The 20,149-nt window shown below is 63.9% G+C and carries 15 protein-coding genes and 1 pseudogene; 11 read left to right on the forward strand and 5 right to left on the reverse strand.

Features of this window, described 5'->3' with window-relative positions:
• Positions 1 to 59 precede the first annotated feature (59 nt).
• Positions 60 to 791 (forward strand): cytochrome c biogenesis CcdA family protein, encoded by a 732-nt coding sequence (locus ACVIIW_RS20580; protein WP_456702388.1) that lies wholly within the window; start codon positions 60 to 62, stop codon positions 789 to 791.
• A 363-nt stretch (positions 792 to 1,154) separates the two neighbouring features.
• Here ACVIIW_RS20580 and ACVIIW_RS20585 read toward each other — a convergent pair.
• The 3 genes and pseudogenes from ACVIIW_RS20585 to ACVIIW_RS20595 all read right to left on the reverse strand — a co-directional run bounded on the left by ACVIIW_RS20585 (position 1,155) and on the right by ACVIIW_RS20595 (position 4,456).
• Positions 1,155 to 2,299, reverse strand: a pseudogene (locus tag ACVIIW_RS20585) (mandelate racemase/muconate lactonizing enzyme family protein).
• Positions 2,300 to 2,315: 16 nt separating this feature from the next.
• The gene (locus ACVIIW_RS20590; protein WP_456705212.1) at positions 2,316 to 3,773 is read right to left on the reverse strand and encodes a sensor histidine kinase; all 1,458 of its coding nucleotides are present in this window, start codon (positions 3,771 to 3,773) and stop codon (positions 2,316 to 2,318) included.
• Positions 3,774 to 4,111: 338 nt separating this feature from the next.
• A complete protein-coding gene (locus tag ACVIIW_RS20595) occupies positions 4,112 to 4,456 on the reverse strand; it encodes a DUF1236 domain-containing protein (protein WP_456702389.1) in 345 nt (114 codons plus the stop codon).
• Positions 4,457 to 4,593: 137 nt separating this feature from the next.
• Between ACVIIW_RS20595 and ACVIIW_RS20600 the strand changes: the two genes are divergently transcribed.
• Entirely contained in the window at positions 4,594 to 4,827 is a 234-nt protein-coding gene (locus ACVIIW_RS20600) for a hypothetical protein (protein WP_456702390.1), read from the forward strand.
• A gap of 256 nt (positions 4,828 to 5,083) precedes the next feature.
• Here the strand turns inward: ACVIIW_RS20600 and ACVIIW_RS20605 are convergent, their stop codons facing one another.
• A complete protein-coding gene (locus ACVIIW_RS20605) occupies positions 5,084 to 6,358 on the reverse strand; it encodes a serine hydrolase domain-containing protein (protein WP_456702391.1) in 1,275 nt (424 codons plus the stop codon).
• A gap of 157 nt (positions 6,359 to 6,515) precedes the next feature.
• Here ACVIIW_RS20605 and ACVIIW_RS20610 point away from each other — a divergent pair, with 157 nt between their 5' ends.
• From ACVIIW_RS20610 to ACVIIW_RS20645, 8 genes are all read left to right on the forward strand, one after another.
• Positions 6,516 to 7,433 carry an intradiol ring-cleavage dioxygenase gene (locus tag ACVIIW_RS20610; RefSeq protein WP_456702392.1) on the forward strand — a complete coding sequence of 306 codons (918 nt, stop codon included), beginning with the start codon at positions 6,516 to 6,518 and terminating at the stop codon, positions 7,431 to 7,433.
• 334 nt (positions 7,434 to 7,767) lie between these two features.
• Entirely contained in the window at positions 7,768 to 9,159 is a 1,392-nt protein-coding gene (locus ACVIIW_RS20615) for an MFS transporter (protein WP_456702393.1), read from the forward strand.
• 122 nt (positions 9,160 to 9,281) lie between these two features.
• Positions 9,282 to 9,710: a globin family protein gene (locus ACVIIW_RS20620; RefSeq protein ID WP_456702394.1), complete on the forward strand. Its 429-nt coding sequence runs from the start codon at positions 9,282 to 9,284 to the stop codon at positions 9,708 to 9,710.
• A 10-nt stretch (positions 9,711 to 9,720) separates the two neighbouring features.
• Complete coding sequence (locus tag ACVIIW_RS20625) at positions 9,721 to 10,938, forward strand: NAD(P)/FAD-dependent oxidoreductase (RefSeq protein WP_456702395.1); 1,218 nt, start codon at positions 9,721 to 9,723, stop codon at positions 10,936 to 10,938.
• A gap of 1 nt (position 10,939) precedes the next feature.
• Complete coding sequence (locus ACVIIW_RS20630; RefSeq protein ID WP_456702396.1) at positions 10,940 to 13,645, forward strand: nitrate reductase; 2,706 nt, start codon at positions 10,940 to 10,942, stop codon at positions 13,643 to 13,645.
• Between the two features lie 233 nt (positions 13,646 to 13,878).
• On the forward strand, positions 13,879 to 14,718 hold the full coding sequence (locus tag ACVIIW_RS20635) for an aldo/keto reductase (RefSeq protein ID WP_456702397.1): 840 nt from the start codon (positions 13,879 to 13,881) through the stop codon (positions 14,716 to 14,718).
• Between the two features lie 185 nt (positions 14,719 to 14,903).
• A complete protein-coding gene (locus tag ACVIIW_RS20640) occupies positions 14,904 to 15,848 on the forward strand; it encodes a DMT family transporter (RefSeq protein ID WP_456705213.1) in 945 nt (314 codons plus the stop codon).
• 105 nt (positions 15,849 to 15,953) lie between these two features.
• Positions 15,954 to 16,988, forward strand: coding sequence for a zinc-binding dehydrogenase (locus ACVIIW_RS20645; RefSeq protein WP_456702398.1), 1,035 nt, complete (start codon positions 15,954 to 15,956; stop codon positions 16,986 to 16,988).
• Positions 16,989 to 17,124: 136 nt separating this feature from the next.
• Here ACVIIW_RS20645 and ACVIIW_RS20650 read toward each other — a convergent pair whose 3' ends face one another.
• Positions 17,125 to 17,586 (reverse strand): Lrp/AsnC family transcriptional regulator, encoded by a 462-nt coding sequence (locus ACVIIW_RS20650; RefSeq protein ID WP_456702399.1) that lies wholly within the window; start codon positions 17,584 to 17,586, stop codon positions 17,125 to 17,127.
• Between the two features lie 135 nt (positions 17,587 to 17,721).
• Here ACVIIW_RS20650 and ACVIIW_RS20655 point away from each other — a divergent pair, with 135 nt between their 5' ends.
• On the forward strand, positions 17,722 to 20,085 hold the full coding sequence (locus ACVIIW_RS20655) for a transketolase (RefSeq protein WP_456702400.1): 2,364 nt from the start codon (positions 17,722 to 17,724) through the stop codon (positions 20,083 to 20,085).
• Positions 20,086 to 20,149 lie beyond the last annotated feature (64 nt).

The following is a 20,149-nucleotide window of genomic DNA, read 5'->3' on the forward strand; positions in this document are numbered from 1 at the left end:
CGGTCCCGCGCGCATTCCCCGCGCCCGGCCCGAGGGCCCGGGATGGCTCCGACTGCATCATGCAACATGTTTCGATTACGGCCGCGCTGATTGCCGGTCTCGTCAGCTTCCTCTCACCCTGCGTCTTGCCCCTGGTTCCGCCCTATCTGATCTATCTCACCGGCGCCACGATCGAGCATGTCGAGAGCAATGAGCCGGAGACGGCCTCGAAGCGCGCGATCATGATGGCGGCGCTGCTGTTCGTGCTCGGCTTCTCCACGGTGTTCGTGGCGCTCGGCGCCAGCGCCTCTCTGATCGGCTCGATGATCCGCGCCTGGTCGGCGGAACTGTCGATCCTCGCCGGCATCGTCATCATCATCATGGGCCTGCACTTCCTCGGGCTGACGCGGATCGGCCTGTTGATGCGCGAGGGCCGCTTGAGCGCGCCAAAACCCGTCGGCCTCTGGGGCGCCTATGTGATGGGACTCGCCTTCGCATTCGGGTGGACGCCCTGCATCGGCCCGATCCTCGCCGCGATCCTCTCGATCGCCGCGGCTGAAGCGACGGTGACGAAGGGCGCAGGGCTGCTCGCGGTCTATTCCGCAGGTCTCGGCGTTCCCTTCCTGATCGCAGCGCTGATGATCGAGCAGTTCTCGAAACTATTCGCCCGCATGAAGGGCCAACTCGTCAATGTGGAGCGCGCCATGGGCGTGCTGATGGTGATCACCGGCATCGGCTTCCTCACCGGCGCGGTCTCCAATGTGAGCATCTGGCTGCTGGAGACGTTTCCGGCGCTGCAGACGATCGGGTAGGCGCGCGGCTCTCCCCGTGGCGGCTTCCGGAAGTTGCTTCGGGCGATTGTCCTTCTGGTCCAAGGGAAACGCCTCGATCGCGCCTGATCAGCCGAGCTGCGCGGTGAGCAGAAATGCGTGTGCAATGACGGCATCGTGGGAGGCGAGGAGCAGGCTCAAGCACCATGGCAGGAGTGAGGCCAGCGCTATCAGTTCGAACTCGGACGCCAGCGGGGATCGGGTTCTGCCTCTGGCTCAGTGGGCAAGGGGACGCCTCCCAGGACGTGGCAGGTTTCACTGACGGTTGATTGGCGAGAGGTCCGGAAAGTTCCAAAAAGGTTCCAGTCCCTTCGTTGTGGCGCACCCGTCGAATCGCAATGAGCGTTAACTGCAGTCCCAGCTCACCCCAAATCGCGCCAGCGCCTTGCGGTCGATCTCGACGCCGAGCCCGGGAGCGTCGGGCACACGAACGAGGCCCTTCACATGCTCGATCGGCTGTTTCAGAATTTCCTGCCGGATCGGATGTTCGGTACGGTCGAATTCGAGCAGCGGCTCGAGCGGCGCCAACGAGGTCGGGGTGTGCGAGGGCAGCACGGCGAGGAGCTGAAGCGAGGCCGCGATCGCGATGCCGGTGCCCCAGACATGCGGATTGTAGCGGATGCCGAAGGCCTCGCTCATGTCGGCGATCTTCTTGCATTCCGTGAGGCCGCCGGCCGCGCAGGTGTCGGGCTGGGCGATATCGAGCGCGTGCGAGGCGAACAGATCGCGGAAGCCGAAGCGCGTGAACTCGCACTCGCCGCCGGCGATCGGGATCGTCAGCGCGGATTTCACCGTGCGATAGCCCGCAACGTCCTCCGGCGGCACCGGCTCCTCGAACCATCCGATGTCGTGGGCCTCGATCAGCCGTCCGAGCCGGATCGCGGCGACGGCGTCATAGGCGTGGTTGGCATCGACCATCAGCGCGACATCAGGACCGATCGCCTCGCGCACGGCGCGCGTAACCGCGGCGTCCTCAGCGATGCCAAAGCCGACCTTCAGCTTCACGGCGCGAAAGCCTTCCCCGGCATAGGAGGCCGCTTCATCCGGCAGGTATTCGAGCGGATCGCCCGATTTGCGCCGGTAAAGTCCGGTGGCATAGGCCTGCACCTCGTTACGCGCCGCGCCGCCGAGCAGCTGATGCGCGGGCACGCCAAAATGCTTGCCCTTGATGTCCCACAGCGCGAGTCGATGCCGCTGAGGCCCTGGATCACGACGCCCTTCTGGCCGTGGTCGCGTAAACGCGCGTAGATCGTCTGCCACAACACATCCGTGCGTAGCGGATCTTTGCCGATCAGCCAGGATGCGACGTTGTTCACCACGGCCGCCGTCATCCGCGCCGGGCCGTAGCATTCGCCCCAGCCGGTCAGGCCCGTATCGGTCTCGATCTCGACCAGCATCGCGGTGCGGCTGTCGTACCAGGCCCGCGAATAGGCAAAAGCTTGCGAGAGCTTTGCCTCGAGGAAGTGGCCGCGAATCCCCGTGATCTTCATCGCCGACATCCTCCGTTCACCGCTCCCCATCGAGCGCGCAAATGACCGTGCAGATCACGCCGCGCGGCAAGAAGTCCACCGTTGCCTCGCCGCCGAGCTGATCGCGTGCGCTGCGCTCGATCAGGCGCGAGCCGAAGCCGCGCTGCACGGGCGCCGTCACCAACGGGCCGCCGAGCTCGGTCCAGATCAGCCGCAACCGCGGCTTCGGCGCGTCGGCGATGACCTCCCATTGCAGCGTCACTCGGCCGGTCTGGTTGGACAGCGCGCCGTATTTCGCGGCATTGGTGGCGATCTCGTGCACGATCATCGACAGCACCACGGCAAGCCGTGGAGACAGTGGCACCGCGGGGCCGGCGATCCGGATTCGATCGGGATTTGCGAGCAGGAACGGCTGGAGCGCGCGCGCGATCACGTCCCGCAGCTCCGAGCCGGCCCACTTCTCCTGGCTGAGGAGATTGTGCGCTTCGGCAAGCGCGCCAAGGCGGCCCTCGAACTTTGTTCGCTCGTCGCGGCTTGCGCTGCGAAACGTCTGCACCGCGATGGCCTGCATCAAGGCGAGCGTATTCTTGACGCGGTGGTTGAGCTCCTCGATCAAGAGACTGTGCAGCATCTCCCCGCGCGCGATCGTTGTCGCCATCCGGACCGCAAAGGTCAGACCGACAAGCAGCAGCACGCCGCCGATCAGGCTGGTGATTGCGATGTTGCGCCACAATGGCGCGATCAGCGAACTCTCGGTGACGCCGGCAACGACCGTCCAGCCCGTCAGCCGCGACCGCGTATAGGCGGAGGACAGTGCGACACCATCCAGCGAAACAGTCGAGAGGGTGGCTTCCGGGGTGCGAAACATGGTGTCGTAGAGCGCGCCCGACGCCCTCTTGCCGAACGTCTCGGCCGGGTTGGGAGCCCGAGCAAATACCAGACCTTTTGCGTCCAGAAGCGACACGGTCCATCGATCATTCGGCCGCTGCCGCTCGACAAGCTTCTGGAATATCGCAATGGGTGGACTGAAGGACAGCGCATAGGCGACTTCGCCATCGCGCAGCACGGGGACTTCGACCGTCACAATGGGCCGTTTCTTCGTCGCCCCGACGAACAGGTCGGAATATTGCGGCGCCTTGCTCGCGAACACCCGCTCGACGATCTCGTGGTTGTTGCGTGGCGGCAGGTTCATCGTTTCGGTCGTCGCCGTCGAGAACAGCTGGTGCCCGGACCGGTCGGCCAGCAGCAGGACGCTGTCCTCGCCATACTGACTGATGAAGCCGACGGCCAATCGGCGGAAGCCCTCGAAGTCTCCGTTGCGCAAGGACTCGCTGAGCGCGAGCACCTGCAGTCCGCCCGTCATCCGCTGGACCTCGGAATCGAGCACGAGGCGCATGCTTCGCACCGTCTCGAGCACCCGGCGTGTCGCATCGCTGCGGTCCTGACGGTAGTTGGAATAAGCGAGGCCGACGGCGAAGGCGATCAGCGGCAACATCGTTCCCGTGACCAGGAGAGCGAGCCGGACCGGCAGGGAGAGCTTTGACAAAAGCGGGCGTCCCGGTTCCGGCGCTGTGGCGCCGGATTATGATCTTGTCAAACCATACGGTCAGTGTGTGAGCTGCGCCACGAATTTTCGTCTCCGGGTAGCGGATCGGGGACATTTTGCAGCGCAGTCGCCCGCGCTTCAGCTCATACTTACGGCGGTGAGCAGCAGGCACACGGCATACACCGCTGCCAGGCTCAGCCCGGCGATGCGGGCTTCTCGATGCGATGTCATGTGATGAACTCCGCAGGAGCGACCGCCCTCGCGGGCGGCCGCCCCTGCATCAGGCCTTAATCAATTTCCTGCACGACGGCTCGCGTGCCGGGATCCACCAGCATCACGCGATCGCCGGAATAGACGTAGCGATACCTTGTCAGAGCCGGACCCCAATCCTCCGGAACCGCCTCGAGCGTGACGTCGCTCGGAACCGTGGCGCCGACGACGATCTTCTCCTTGGTCGTCACCGGCCGCAGATGATGTTCGGTGACGTAGGATTTGATCCGCGTCCGGTATTGCGGCTCGATTTGAACCGCCGCGGCATGACTGGTTCCAGTCGTCGTCACCACGGTCGATTGCGCGAACGCGCCGGTCGAGATCATCATCACTGCTGCGGATAGCAGGAACAGCTTCTTCATTTTGTCCTCCTCACGAATAAGCCCCGCACCAACAGCTCACAGCAGATGACGTTCCCGGCCGATAGGAACAAATTGCTAGTTTTTCCCGTTTGTAGATCGACCGGGCGCAGAATGTCCGGCAATTGGAGGAGGAGAGAATGAAGTTGAGGATCGCAACCGCAGCCGTGATGATTGCTGCATTCACCGTGCCGGCGTTCGCGGCCGACGAATTCTACGTCGTGCAGGACGTCAAGACCAAGAAGTGCACGGTCGTCGACAAGAAGCCGACCGACACCAGCATGACCGTCGTCAGCCCCTCGGGCACGGTCTACAAGTCGCGCTCGGAGGCTGAGAGCAGCATGAAGACCGTCAAGGTCTGCACGTCAAACTGAGGAGGACGACAAAAATGCCGGTTTTGATTTTGTGGGCCGTCCCCGCCGTGCTGGTGATCGGCGGCGGCATCTATTTGATTGGCCATTTCCACTAGAGCATGATCCGGAAAAGTGTGAAGCGGTTTTCCGAAAAGATCGTGCTCAAACAAGGAGCTGAAGCGCGATGACGATTCGACCCGATCTCATCGCGCTTTAGGAAAATAGCAACAGGCTTCGCGATCGCTCGCAAAGCCTGTTGCAACAAATGTCGGGATTCTCAGAGATTGCTGTCGGTGATGGCGGCGTAGACCATGCTGCGCAGCTCGCGGCGGAGCGGGTAGGCGCTCGACGGCAGCACCTGCGTCATGAAAATGGTGATCAGCTCCTCGGCCGGATCGATCCAGAACGAGGTCGTCGCCGCGCCGCCCCAATTGTATTCGCCGGGGCTGCCGGCGATCAGGGTCTCGGCGGGACGCATCGTCACCGCAAAACCGAGGCCGAAGCCGATGCCGTTGTAGGTCGCCTCCGAGAACAGTGAGCGCGACACATCAGGCAGAGCCTGTCCGCCGGGAATGTGATTGCTGGTCATCAGCGCCAGGGTCTTCGGTCCGATCAAGCGAACGCCGCCAAGCTCGCCGCCGTTGAGCAGTGCGCGGCAGAAGGTGAGATAGTCAGCCATCGTGGAGCACAGCCCGCCGCCACCGGAGATGAAGGATGGCGGGGACAGGAACGAGCTCTTGGTCGGGTCGTCCTGGAGCGTCAGCCCTTCCCGGCGCTGGCCGGCATGCATGGTGAAGCCACCGCCGGGATCGGCGTTGTAGCAGGCGGCGAAGCGATGCGCCTTCGAGGCCGGCACATGAAAATCGGTATCGGTCATGCCGAGCGGATCGAGGATGCGTGTTTTCAGGAATTGCTCGAACGGCATTCCCGAGATCTTGCCGACGAGATAGCCGATCACGTCGGTCGAGACCGAGTAGTTCCAGGACTCGCCCGGCGAGAACTCCAGCGGAATTTTTGCGAGGCTCTCGATCATGCCATCGAGCGTGCCCGATTTCTCGACCTCGCCGATCTTCTCGGCGCGATAGGCGGCATCGACATTGGAGCGCTGCTGGAAGCCGTATGTCAGCCCGGAGGTGTGGCGCAGCAGGTCGACGATCAGCATCGGCCGGGACGGCGGCCGGGTCAGGAAGTTGGGGTGGGTGCCAGCGACGAACACGCCCAGATTCTTCCATTCCGGAATGTACTTGGCGACGGGCTCGTCGATCGCGACCAGGCCTTCCTCGACCAGCATCATGAAAGCGACGCTGGTGAGCGGCTTGGTCATGGAATAGATGCGATAGATGGTGTCGTCCTTGACGGGTACCTTGCGCTCGACATCGGCAAGGCCCTGCACCGAGTTGTGGGCGATCTTGCCGCGGCGGTAGACCAGGAGATGCGTGCCCGGGAAGCGGCCGGCATCGATGTACCTGAGCTTCAGATGCGCATCGATACGGTCGAACGCGGCCTTGGACATGCCCACGGATTCGGGCGAGGCAGGGGTCGGGGCGAGCATTGGTTCCTCCAGGCTGTTTTTCTCGCACGTTGATAGCCGAAATGATGGCCCTATTCCAAGCGGTCGCGCTTAACGCTGGGCTGCCCGAGGTGTAGATTTCAGCCGGGAACGCCAAGGAGCCCGACCGGGCCAACGAGAAAATCAGGGCAAACGCACCATGACCCAGTTCAACGAGACAGAACTCACCGAAGCGGTCGTCAAGAGCTTCGACAACACGCCAGATCCGCGTGCGAAATTCCTTCTCCAGGAATTGGTGAAGTCGCTGCACGATTACGTCAGCAAGACCGGTCTCACCTTCGCGGAATGGGAATACGCCATCGATTTCCTGACCCGCACCGGCCAGAAATGCACCGACACCCGCCAGGAGTTCATCCTGCTCTCCGACGTGCTCGGCGTCTCCATGCTGGTCGACGCGGTCAACCATCGCGACCGCGATGGCGCCACCCAGACCACCGTGCTCGGCCCGTTCTATGTCGGCGAGCACAAGGTGACCGCGCACGGCACCGACATCTCGCCGAACAATCTCACGGGCGAGCGGATGTTCGTGCAGAGCCGCGTTACCGATCTCCAGGGCAAGCCGCTTGCGAACGTTCCGGTCGATGTCTGGCATGCCGACGATGACGGCTTCTACGATTCGCAGAAGGCGAACTATGCCGAGGTCGGTGCCTCGGCACGGGCGCGCTTCATCACCGACGGCGACGGCCGCTTCTTCTTCCGCACCATCCTGCCGTGCAGCTACCCGATCCCGACCGACGGGCCGGTCGGCGAGATGATCGTGCAGACCAGGCGCCACCCGATGCGCCCGGCGCATGTGCACTTCCTGGTCAATGCAAACGGTTATGAGCCGCTGATCACGCACGTCTTCATGGACGGCGACAAATATCTCGATTCCGACGTCGTGTTCGGGGTCAAGGACGATCTCATCGCCAAGGTCGAGCCGCGCAATGACCCTGAGATGCCCGACGGTGCCAAGGCGAACGGGCAATGGCATCTGATGACCTACGAGTTCCATCTCAAGCCGGGCGGCGGCATCGCGCCCAAGCCGCTCGGAACCAGGGCCGCCGAGCCCGCCTGACGACACTTTTTAGGCAATCGCTCATTTGTTGTGCGCCGCACAGGGAGTGAGCGAATCGTCATTCAAGAATTGGGCGCGTCGCGACTTTTTGATGCAATTATAGGCGCGCCTAGGATTTCATCAGGCGATCCAAGTGATTGTATTTCTTGTGTTTCTTAAGAGTGAGAGAGCTGGCACAGAGCTTGAATAGCAGGCTCTGACGCCACCGACGCCGTCACTCGACATCATCAATCAGCATCGTGAACTCGCCGCCGGGGTGAAGCCTCGGAGCATGCTTCCGCGCGTGTAGGCCAAGACTGCAACGACGCAGCGGTGCGACCAAAAGGGATTATCAATGACGAAGGATCCGTCTCTGAGTCAGACGTGGATTTCCGACTGGCGCCCCGAAGATGAGGCGTTCTGGAACGCGGGCGGCAAAGCCGTGGCCCGGCGTAACCTGATCTGGTCAATCGTTGCCGAGCATATCGGCTTCTCGGTGTGGCTGATCTGGAGCATCGTCGCGACCAAGCTGCCGCAGGCAGGCTTCCACTACTCGACCGACGAACTGTTCCAGCTTGTCGCCGTCCCCGGCCTGATCGGGGCGCTGATGCGCTTTCCCTATACCTTCGCGGTCACGACCTTCGGCGGTCGCAACTGGACCATCTTCAGCGCGGCGATCCTGTTCATTCCGACCTTGTCGCTTGCTTACTTCGTGAGCCAGCCCGACACGCCGTTCTGGCTGATGTTGCTCATTGCTTCGACTGCCGGTCTCGGCGGCGGCAATTTCGCTTCCAGCATGACCAACATCTCCTTCTTCTTCCCGGATCGCATGAAGGGCTGGGCGCTCGGCCTCAACGCGGCCGGCGGCAATATCGGCGTCTCCAGCGTGCAGCTTCTGACGCCGATCCTGATGACGCTCGCCGTCATCAACCTGTTCCAGGCAACGCCGGTCGGCGGCGTCTATCTCCAGAACGCAGGCCTGATGTGGGTGCTGCCGATCGCGATCGCGGTGTTCGGCGCCGTGTTCTTCATGAACAACCTGACCTCGGCCAAGTCGTCGATCAAGAACCAGCTTGCCATCGTCAAGCGCAAGCACACCTGGATCATGGCCTTCATCTACATCGGAACATTCGGCTCCTTCATCGGCTACTCCGCCGCGTTTCCGCTGCTGATCAAGACCCAGTTTCCCACGGTCACGATCTCGATCGCGTTCCTCGGTCCGCTGGTTGGCTCGCTGTCGCGTCCGTTCGGCGGCTGGCTCGCCGACAAGGTTGGCGGCTCCATCATCACCTTCTGGAATTTCATCGCGATGGCGGCCGCTACGATCGGGGTGCTCTACTTCGTCGGGCAGAAGGACTTCACCGGATTCATCGCGATGTTCCTGATCCTGTTCCTGACGACGGGAATCGGCAACGGTTCGACCTACCGCATGATCCCCTCGATCTTCCGCGAACAAAACCTGTTCAAGGTACGCGGCAAGGGCGATGCAGCGCGCGCGATGGCGCTGAAGACCGCGAGCATCGAGAGCGGTGCCGCTGTCGGCTTCATCGGCGCGGTCGGTGCTGTCGGCGGCTATCTGATCCCGAGCAGCTTCGGCAAGTCGATCGCGATGACGGGCGGACCGCAGGTCGCGCTCGCCGTCTTCCTCGCCTTCTACGCCGTCTGCCTTGGATTGACCTGGTGGTTCTATCTGCGTCGCAGCGCACAGGCTGCAGGCGCGCCAAGCCTCGCCGAGGCTCGGGTCTGACACTCGGCACGAAAATCGCTTCTCTCCGTACGCGGGGAGAAGCCGCTCTGATGACGTTTGAACAACGAACTTTTTCCGCAGCGGCGCGGACGAAGGCAGACCGAAACAGACAGGACAACATCATGACTCCTCAGCAGATCGCCCTCGTGCAGCAAAGCTTTTCCAAAGTCGCGCCGATTTCAGAAACTGCCTCGCAGCTGTTCTACGATCGGTTGTTCGAAGTTGCCCCTTCGGTGCGAGCGATGTTTCCAGAGGACATGACCGAGCAGCGCAAGAAGCTGATGGGCATGCTCGCCGCCGTCGTCGGCGGCCTGTCGAATCTCGAAACGATTCTTCCGGCGGCGTCGGCGCTCGCCAAGCGTCACGTCGCCTACGGCGCCAAGGCCGAGCACTATCCCGTGGTCGGCGCGACCTTGCTGTGGACCCTGGAGAAGGGCCTTGGCGAGGCCTGGACGCCCGAGCTCGCCACCGCCTGGACCGACGCTTACGGCGTGCTGTCCGGCTTCATGATATCCGAGGCCTACGGCTCACAGGCGCAGGCCGCCGAATAGGAGATGCCTCGTGAGTGAACCGCTGGTCATCGTCGGTAACGGTATGGCGGCAGCGCGTCTGGTCGACGAACTCGCCAAGACCGCGCTCGGCCGCTACGCGGTTGCCGTTATCGGCGATGAGCCGCGGCTCGCCTACAACCGCGTGCTGCTCTCATCCGTGCTGGCCGGCGAGACCGGCTCGCACGAGATCGAGCTGAGACCTGCGGACTGGTGGCGCCATCGCGGCGTCACCGTGCGCTATGGCTATCGCGTCACCGAGATCGACACCGGCCGCCGCGAGCTCAAGATCGCTGGCGAAGAGAGCATGGAATACTCCAAGCTCGTTCTCGCCACGGGATCGACGCCGCTGCGGCTGAACGTGCCCGGAGCCGATCTCGCCGGCGTACACACCTTTCGCGACACCCGCGATGTCGATCTGCTGTTGACGCTTGCAGCGGCCAAGAAGCGCGTCGTCGTGGTCGGCGGCGGCCTGCTTGGCCTTGAAGCGGCTTATGGTCTCGCCAAGGCCGGCGCGCCCGTGACGCTGCTGCATCTGATGGACCGGCTGATGGAGCGCCAGCTCGATGCGGCGGCTGCCGGCCTGCTCAAGACGCTGGTCGAGCGCAAGGGCATCCGCATCATGCTCAATGCCCCGACTGCCCGCATTCACGGCGAGCGCCATGTCGAGGCCGTCGAGCTTGCCGACGGCAGCCGGATCGAGGCGGACGCCGTGATCTTCGCTGCCGGCATCAGGCCCAACATCGCGCTCGCCAGGGAAGCCGGCATCGCGGTCAACCGGGGCATCGTCGTCAACGACGAGATGCAGACCGCGTCACCGGGCATCTACGCGCTCGGCGAATGCGCCGAACATCGCGGCACCTGCTATGGCCTGGTCGAACCGGCCTACGAGCAGGCGCGCGTACTGGCCCGGCATCTCGGTGGCCGACCCGCCGCCTATCCGGGCAGCGTGGTCTCGACCAATCTGAAAGTGTCCGGTGTCAGCGTGTTCTCCGCCGGCGACTTCATGGGCGCCGACGGCAGCGAGAGCCTCGTGCTGTCGGACCGCAGGCGCGGGACCTACAAGAAGCTCGTGATCGCCGACGGATGCCTGACCGGCGCCGTGCTGATCGGCGATACTGCGGAAGCGCTCTGGTATCTCGAGTTGATCCGCACCCGCGAGAAGATCGCGACGTTCCGCGCCGACATGATGTTCGGCCGCGCGCTCGCGCTTCCTTCGAAAGCTGCCTGATATGACGGCGATCGATCCGGCGCTCCGCACCGCCAAGACGACGTGTCCCTATTGCGGCGTCGGCTGCGGCGTGCTCGCAACGCCCGACGGCGCCGGCGGTGCGGCGATCGCCGGCGATCCTGACCATCCCGCCAATTTCGGCCGGCTGTGCTCGAAGGGCTCCGCGCTCGGCGAGACCGTCGGACTCGAGAGCCGGCTGCTCTATCCGATGATCCGTTGCAAGGGTGTGCTGGAACGCGTTGCCTGGAGCGATGCGCTCGATCACGTCGCCCATCGCATGCAGCACATCGTCGCGCGCGACGGCGCCGATGCGGTCGCGTTCTATCTCTCCGGCCAGCTCCTCACGGAGGATTATTACGTCGCCAACAAGCTGATGAAGGGCTTTGTCGGCACCGCGAATGTCGACACCAATTCGCGGCTCTGCATGTCGTCCTCGGTCGCCGGCCACCGCCGAGCCTTCGGGGCAGACACCGTGCCGGGCTGCTATGAGGATCTCGACCAGGCCGATCTGCTGGTCTTGGTCGGCTCGAATGCGGCCTGGTGCCATCCCGTGTTGTTCCAGCGCATGTTGAAGAACCGACAGGAGCGCGGCGCGCGGATGATCGTGGTCGATCCGCGGCGCACCGATACTGCGAGCGACGTCGATCTGTTCCTCGGGCTCAAGCCCGGAACCGATGCCGCGCTGTTCTCGGGCCTGTTCGTCCACCTCGCCGACAGCGGCGCGCTGGATCAGCGTTATATCGCGCAGAACACGTCGGGCTTCGACGACGCACTCGCATGCGCGCGCAACATCGCGGGCAGCGTTGCGGCGACTGCGCTGGCGACAGGCCTCTCCGAGCAGGACGTCGCGACCTTCTTCAGGATGTTCCGCGACACCGAGCGCGTCGTCACGCTCTACTCGCAGGGCGTCAACCAGTCGGCGCAGGGCACCGACAAGGTCAACGCGATCCTGAACTGCCATCTCGCGACGGGACGCATCGGCAAGCCGGGCGCTTCGCCGTTCTCGCTCACGGGTCAGCCCAATGCGATGGGTGGGCGCGAGGTCGGCGGCCTCGCCAATATGCTGGCCGCGCATATGGGCTTCACGCCGCCGGATATCGACCGCGTCAGGCGGTTCTGGAAGGCGCCCCGCATTGCCACCCATGAGGGGTTGAAGGCGGTGCAGCTGTTCGAGGCGATCAACCGCGGCGAGGTCAAGGCACTATGGGTGATGGGCACGAACCCGGCGGTGTCACTGCCCGACGCGGACTTCGTGCGCGAGGCGCTGAAGAAGCTCGAGCTGTTCGTCGTCTCCGAGAACGTGCTCTCCAACGACACGGTCGAAGCCGGCCCGCATGTGCTGCTGCCGGCGCTCGCCTGGGGCGAGAAGTCGGGCACGGTGACCAATTCCGAACGCCGCATCTCGCGCCAGCGCTCGTTCCTGCCTGCACCGGGTGAGGCGCGCCCCGATTGGTGGATCCTCAGTGAGACCGCCAAGCGGCTCGGCTTCGGCGACAGTTTCGATTACAAATCCGCCGCCGAGATTTTCCGCGAGCACGCCGCGCTCTCGGCGTTCGAGAACAATGGCAGCCGCGATTTCGACATTGGCGCGCTGACGTCGCTGTCCGATGAAGCCTTCGATGCCCTGACGCCGGTGCAGTGGCCCGCGCGCGAGGGCGAGGCTCCGGGCGAACGCTTCTTTGCGACCGGGGGCTTTTTCACGAACGACGGCAAGGGCCGCTTCGTCGCGCCTGAAGTGCCGGCGCTGCGCAGCGAGACCGGGCCGTCGCGTCCCCTCAGGCTCAACACCGGGCGCATCCGCGACCAGTGGCACACCATGACGCGCACGGGGCTGAGCCAGCGGCTTGGCGCGCACCTGCCCGAGCCGTTCGTCGAGATTCATCCTAACGATGCCGCAAAATACGGCATTGCCCATGACGGCTATGCCCGCATCACCACCGATTGCGGCCAGTGCATCTTGAAAGCCGTCGTCAGTGAGGGGCAGCAGCGCGGCGCGTTGTTCGTGCCGATCCACTGGAGCGCGATGAACGCCTCGCACGGCCGCGTCGGTGCGCTGGTCGCATCGTTCACGGATCCATTTTCCGGTCAGCCGGAATCGAAGGCGACACCTGCGGCGATCGCGCCGTATGAATTCGTGTTCCGCGGCTTTGCGCTCTCGCGGAAGCAGCTCGAACTGCCGCCGAACCTGCTGTGGACCCGCGCAACCGTCGCGGGCGGGTTCGGCTATCTCTTCGCGGACAACGCCGACCTGTCGCGCTGGCCGGCCTGGCTCGACGGCCTCGCTGGCGAGGACGTGGCCGACTATCGCGATTTCGGTGGCGGCGTTTATCGTGCGGCGTCATTCGCGGGAGATCGCATCGAGACCTGCCTGTTCGTCGGCCCGGCGCACGATGCCGGCGACTGGGAGGTGGTCAAGAGCCTGTTCGCGGCCGATCGCGTCACCGATGATCAGCGCCGCATGCTGCTGTCAGGCAAGTCCGGCGAGGGCGCCGCGGCGACCGGCCCGATCGTCTGCGCCTGCTTCGGCGTCGGCCGCGGCACCATCTGCGATACCATCGCATCAGGCGCGCGCACCGCCGCCGAGATCGGAGCCAAGCTCAAGGCCGGCACCAATTGCGGCTCCTGCATTCCCGAATTGAAGCGCCTGATCGCGGCCACGGAGGCAATGCCGGTGAAAGAGGCCAAGCTCGCTGGCGCGGCAGGGTAGGCCCGGCCCACCTCGGAAAGATTCCGGATCGCTTCGCTGCGCTCGCAATGACGGTGCCGAGGCAGTCGAATGCGGTATCTGCCGATCGTCGTCCTGGCGTAAGTTGGGACCCATGACCTCGATCCGCGTTGTCGAAGCGCAGTGTGGCCACTATCTACTGCAACAACATTTTCCTGTGTTGTGGATCCTGGCTTATGCCAGGAGGACGTGGGCAGCTGGGATCGGAGACAAACATGAACACGCACCCGTTCGGCAAAACCGGCGCCAACGTCTCCGTCATCGGGCAGGGGACCTGGTATCTCGATCACGGTGACCGCAAGCGCGCGATCGCGGCGCTTCGGCGCGGGCTCGATCTCGGCATGACCCATATCGACACTGCCGAGATGTATGGCGATGCTGAGCTTGTCATTGCCGATGCGATTGCCGGCCGCCGCGACGAGGTGTTCCTGGTTTCGAAGGTGCTGCCGAGCAACGCCTCGCGCCGCGGCACCATCACGGCCTGCGAGCGCTCGCTGAAGCGGCTGAACACCGATCGGCTCGACTGCTATCTGCTGCACTGGCGCGGTTCGTATGATTTTGAAGATACCGTCGCCGCATTCGAGGAACTGGTGACATCAGGCAAGATCAAATCCTGGGGTGTCTCCAATTTCGACGCCGAAGACCTCGACGAAATCTTGGAGGTTTCGGGCGAAGGCAAGATCGCCTGCAATCAGGTGCTCTATCATCTGAGGGAGCGCGCGATCGAGCATGCGGTGATCCCGTGGTGCGAGCGGAACGGTGTCGCTGTCGTCGCCTATTCACCGTTCGGGCATGATGATTTTCCCGATGAGCGCAGCAAGGGCGGTGCCGTGCTGGCGCACATTGCGGAGGCGCGTCGCGCTACCCCGCGTCAGGTCGCGCTGAGTTTCCTCACCCGTAGCAGTACGGTGTTTGCGATCCCGAAGGCGTCGTCGGCGGAACATGCCGGCGAAAATGCGGCCGCCGGCGATCTCGTGCTGACGAAAGAAGAGATTTCGGCGCTGGAGGCGGCGTTTCCGCGCGGTCCGAAGCCGCGCAGCCTGCCCATGCTGTAGTGCACAATCCTGCATTATTAATGGAGTATTGACGCGCGCGGACGTGAGCGCATATCGGCATCCTGTTTTCGGAAGTTGTGAAGGCGGCCTATTTGTCGTTTTTTACAGTCGTTCCCGAATCGAAGTTCCCAGGTTTAGCCGTGACACCGCCGCCCGCCGCAGCCGCAAGGCTCGACAGTATTGCCATGCCTGCCGTGCAGGAGAAGAAGCAGAAGGCTCGCCGTGCGCCTGCGCGCGTCGATCATCCCTTCAAAGGTATCGCGCTGGTGCTGCTGTCGACCGTGTTCCTCGGTTGCTCCGACGTCACAGCCAAATATCTTTCGTCGAGCCTGCCGTCGATCGAGATCACCTGGATCCGCTTCCTGACTTTCGCGCTGATGTTCGCGCCGGTGATGGTGCCGGGCTCGCCGCTGCATGCGATGCGCACCGAACGCCCAGGGCTGCAATTGATGCGCGGCGTCGCATTGCTCGGCTCCTCGCTGTTCTTCATCACTGGTCTGCGTTTCCTTCCCATCGCGGAAGCGTCTGCCACCGGCTTCGTCTCGCCGCTGTTCGTCACCGCGCTGTCGATCATCTTCCTCAGCGAGAAGGTCGGCATGCGGCGTTGGATCGCAACAGCGATCGGCCTCGTGGGCGTTATGATCATCCTGCGGCCGGGCTCGAGCGCGTTCCACGTCGCCGCCTTCTTTCCGATCGTCTCTGCCTTCTGCTGGGCTGCCGCGTTGATCATGACGCGCATGATGAGCGGGCGCGAAGCGGTTCTCACTACGATGGCATACTCGGCGCTCACGGGCGTTGCGATCCTCAGCGTGATGGTGCCGTTCGTCTGGGTGACGCCGACCTGGACCGGCATTGGCCTGGGCATCGTGATCGGTGTTGCCTCCACGGTCGGCCAGTGGATCATCGTGCTGGCCTATCGCTACGGCGATGCCTCGGTGCTGGCGCCGTTCTCCTATACGCAATTGCTCTGGGTCAGCATTCTGGGCTTCTTCCTGTTCGGTGAAGTGCCTGATGTCTGGACCGTCACGGGCGCCGCCTTCATCGTCGCCAGCGGTCTCTACATCGCCCATCGCGAGCGCATCCGCCGTGCCCAGCTGCTGGTGCAGGCCGCGCGTTCTCCAAATCCCTGACGCAAGATTGCGCGTCCCGACACGTGGTATCAACGGTACCAACGTAACGGGAGGAGCCGGATGCGGGCTGCGATTTTCAGGAACGGTGAGATTGTGGTTGGCCAAATGGCCGAGCCGAAGCCCGGCCCCGGCCAGGTGCTGGTCAAGACGCTCGCTTGCGGCATTTGCGGCTCCGACCTGCACGCGCGCCGGCATGCGCCGCGGATGGTGGAGATGGCCAGGAAGACCGGACGTACGCCGATGGATCTGTCGCGCGACGTCGTGTTCGGCCACGAGTTCTGCTGCGAGATCGTCGACTACGGCCCGGGTACAGCGCGAAAACTCAAGCCGGGCACGCATGTGTGCTCGCTCCCGGCGCTGCTGACGCCGGATGGCATCAAAGGCATCGGCTATTCCAACGACTTTGTTGGCGGCTATGCGGAAGCGATGCTGCTCAGCGAGCCGTTGCTGCTGGAAGTGCCCAACGGCCTCGCGCCGGAACATGCTGCATTGACCGAACCGCTCGCGGTCGGCGTTCACGCGGTGGCGAAGGCAAATATCCAAGGCGGTGAGGTGCCGCTGGTCATCGGCTGCGGCCCGGTCGGGCTCGCGGTGATTGCGGCGCTGAAGATCAAGGGTCTGCACCCGATCGTCGCCGCCGATTATTCGCCGACGCGGCGTGCGCTTGCCGCAAAGCTCGGTGCCGACATCGTCGTCGATCCCCTGCTATCGCAGCCCTATGCGACCTGGGCCGAGCACGCGCAGATGTCGGAGGCGGAGAAAGCGGCGCGGCCGCCGTTCCAGGCCATGCTGCCGGCGCTGAAGCCTGCGCTGATCTTCGAATGTGTCGGCATACCCGGCCTGCTGCAACAAGTGTTCGAGGGCGCGCCCCGCGATGCCAAAATCGTCGTGGTCGGCGTCTGCATGGAGAACGACAGAAACGAGCCCATGCTCGGCATCATGAAGGAGCTCAACGTCCAGTACGTGCTCGGCTACACGCCGGAGGAGTTTGCGGCATCGCTGCGCCTGATCGCGGAAGGGCAGGTCGACGCTGCCGCCATGGTGACTGCGGAAGTGGGCATCGACGGCGTCGCAAAGGCCTTCGCCGATCTCGCCAATCCCGAGGCGCACACCAAGATCATCGTGCAGCCGTGGCGATAGTGCACCGCCATTGCGAGGAGCCCGCGACAAAATTGCGTAGCAATTTTGCGCTGGTGCGTCGAAGCAATCCGGAATTGTTCCACCGACAGTCTGGATTGCTTCGCTGCGCTCGCAATGACGAGGAAGGAGCGTCGCCTCATACCGGAAGCGCGATCGAATATTTGACCTGGCTGAGCGCAAAGCTCGATTCGATCGAGGCGATGCCGTCGAGCCGGGTCAGTTTTGTCTTCAGGAAGGTCTCGTAGGAGGCGAGGTCGGCCGCGACGACGCGCAGGAGATAGTCGCGGTTGCCGGTCATCAGATAGCACTCCAGCACCTCGTCCCATTTCGAGATGGCGCGCGCGAAGCGATTGAGATCCTCCTCCTTCTGCCGCGCCAGCTTGATCGAGATGAAGACGCTGACATGCAGACCCAGCGCCTTCTGATCCACCGTCGCGATGTACCGCGAGATCACGCCGTGCTCCTCCAGCAGCTTGACCCGGCGATGGCAGGGCGAGACCGAGAGCCCGACCTTGTCTGCGAGTTCCTGCATGGTCAGCCGGCTGTCGGTCTGCAGCAAAGCGAGGATCTTGCGGTCGATGGCGTCGAGCTCGGTCATTAGAACAAAACCCATAGTTTGGCGAAGTTCTTGGTAAGGTATCCCAATATCGGGGCGTACGGCGCGAAAAATTGAAAAAACTGGTGCCGCCCACAGGGGTATCATCGCCGGACCTGTTTTCCGGGAGCATTTGCCATGCCCGTTGATTCCGCCCGTCTCGATACCTTGACCGCGCTGGCCCGCAAGGCGCTGTGGCTGTCGTCCTGGACCATCCACCACGCCAACCACATCAGGCCCAACACGGACGGGCTGAAGGTCGGCGGCCATCAGGCCTCCTCAGCCTCGCTCGCGACGATCATGTCGGCCCTGTATTTCCATGTGCTGCGCCCGGAAGATCGCGTCGCGGTGAAGCCGCATGCGAGCCCGGTGTTCCACGCCATTCAATATCTGTTCGGCCGGCAGAGCCGCGAGAAGCTGGAGAATTTCCGCGGCTTCAAGGGCGCGCAGTCCTATCCGTCGCGCACCAAGGACGTCGACGACGTCGATTTCTCCACTGGCTCGGTCGGTCTCGGCGTCGCGCAGACGCTGTTTGCTTCGCTGGTGCAGGACTACGTCAAGGCCCATGGCTGGATGAGGGATCGCGGCGAGGGGCGGATGATCGCGCTCGTCGGCGACGCCGAGATGGACGAGGGCAACATCTTCGAGGCGCTTGCGGAGGGGTGGAAGCACGGCCTGCGCAACACCTGGTGGGTGGTCGACTACAACAGGCAGTCGCTGGACGCGGTCGTGCGCGAAGGTCTCTGGGAAAAGTTCGAGACCATGTTCCGAAATTTCGGCTGGGACGTCGTCATCGTGAAATACGGCCGGCTGATGCGCGAGGCGTTTGCCGAACCCGGGGGCGAGGCGCTGAAGGGCTGGATCGACAATTGCCCGAACGCGCTCTACGCCGCGCTGTGCTTCCAGGGCGGCGCCGCTTTCCGCAAGCATCTGCACGACGAGATCGGCGACCAGGGCCCGATCACCGCGCTGATCGACAAGCGCAGCGACGAGGAACTGCTGGCGCTGATGTCGAATCTCGGCGGCCATGACATGGCGAGCATGGTCGAGGCGTTCGAGTCCATCGACCACGATCGCCCGGTCTGCTTCATCGCCTACACCATCAAGGGCGTCGGCCTGCCGTTCCAGGGGCACAAGGACAACCACGCCGGCCTGATGACGGTCGCGCAAATGGAGAAATATCGCGACAGCCAGAACATCCGCCCCGGCCACGAATGGGACAAGTATGAAGGCCTGACGCACGACGCCGCTGAGCTCGACGCCTTCCTCGCGCGCGTACCGTTCAATAGGGACGGCCGCAGGCTCACCGCGCCCGTTGTCGACGTCCCACAGCAGCTCGCGTTCAAGCCGTCGCCGCAGATGTCGACGCAACAGGGCTTCGGCTTGGTGCTGAACGAGATCGCGCGCGGCGACAGCGAGCTGGCGCAACGCATCGTCACGACCTCGCCCGACGTCACGGTCTCGACCAATCTCGGTCCCTGGGTGAACAGGCGCGGCCTGTTCGCGCGCGGCGAGAAGGCGGATTTATTCCGCAGCGAGAAAATTCCGTCTACCTTCAATTGGGAGTTCTCGCCGAAGGGCCAGCACCTCGAGCTCGGCATCGCCGAGATGAACCTGTTCATCATGCTCTCGGCGCTCGGCCTGTCGCACCAGATCAATGGCGCGCGGCTGCTGCCGGTCGGCACGCTCTATGATCCCTTCATCGAACGCGGGCTCGATGCGCTCAACTACGCCTGCTACCAGGATGCGCGCTTCATGGTGGCGGCGACGCCGTCAGGCATCACGCTGGCGCCCGAGGGCGGCGCCCACCAGTCGATCGCGACACCGCTGATCGGCATGGCGCAGGACGGGCTCGCCTCGTTCGAGCCGGCTTTCGTCGACGAGCTCGCGGTGATCATGGGTTGGGGTTTCGAGCACATGCAGCGTGATCCGGGCGAGGGCGGCTCGGTCTATCTCCGCCTGTCGACGCGCTCGATCGAGCAGGCGCAGCGGATCATGACGCCGGAACTGCAACAAGGCATCACCGACGGCGCCTATTGGTTGCGCAAGCCCGGCCCAAATGCCGAAGTCGTGATCGCCTATACCGGCGCAGTGGCGCCCGAAGCGATCGAGGCGACCGGGTTCATCGGCGAGGACAGGCGCGACGTCGGCCTGCTGGCGATCACCTCTGCGGATCGCCTTCACTCGGGCTGGACTGCCGCGCGGAAATTGCGGCGCGACCGCCGCGGCGTGCAGCATCTCAGCCACATCGAAAAGCTCCTGGCGCCGCTACCGCGCGACTGCGGCATCGTGACCGTGATCGACGGCCATCCTTCCGCGCTCGGCTGGCTCGGCAGCGTCCGGGGCAACCGCGTCGAGGCGCTCGGCGTCGAGCAGTTCGGCCAGACCGGCACCATCGCCGACCTCTACCGCCACTACGGCATCGACGCGAATGCGATCATCGATGCGGCCGAAAGCCTCACCACCGGCGCACCGGTGCTCCATCGCAAGATGGCGGTGTAGTCGAGGTAACCGGAGCGATAATGCGCGCCCCGGGAATGACGGCAGGGTCACCTTGCCGCGTTCC

The organism is Bradyrhizobium sp. USDA 4449, assembly GCF_054056275.1.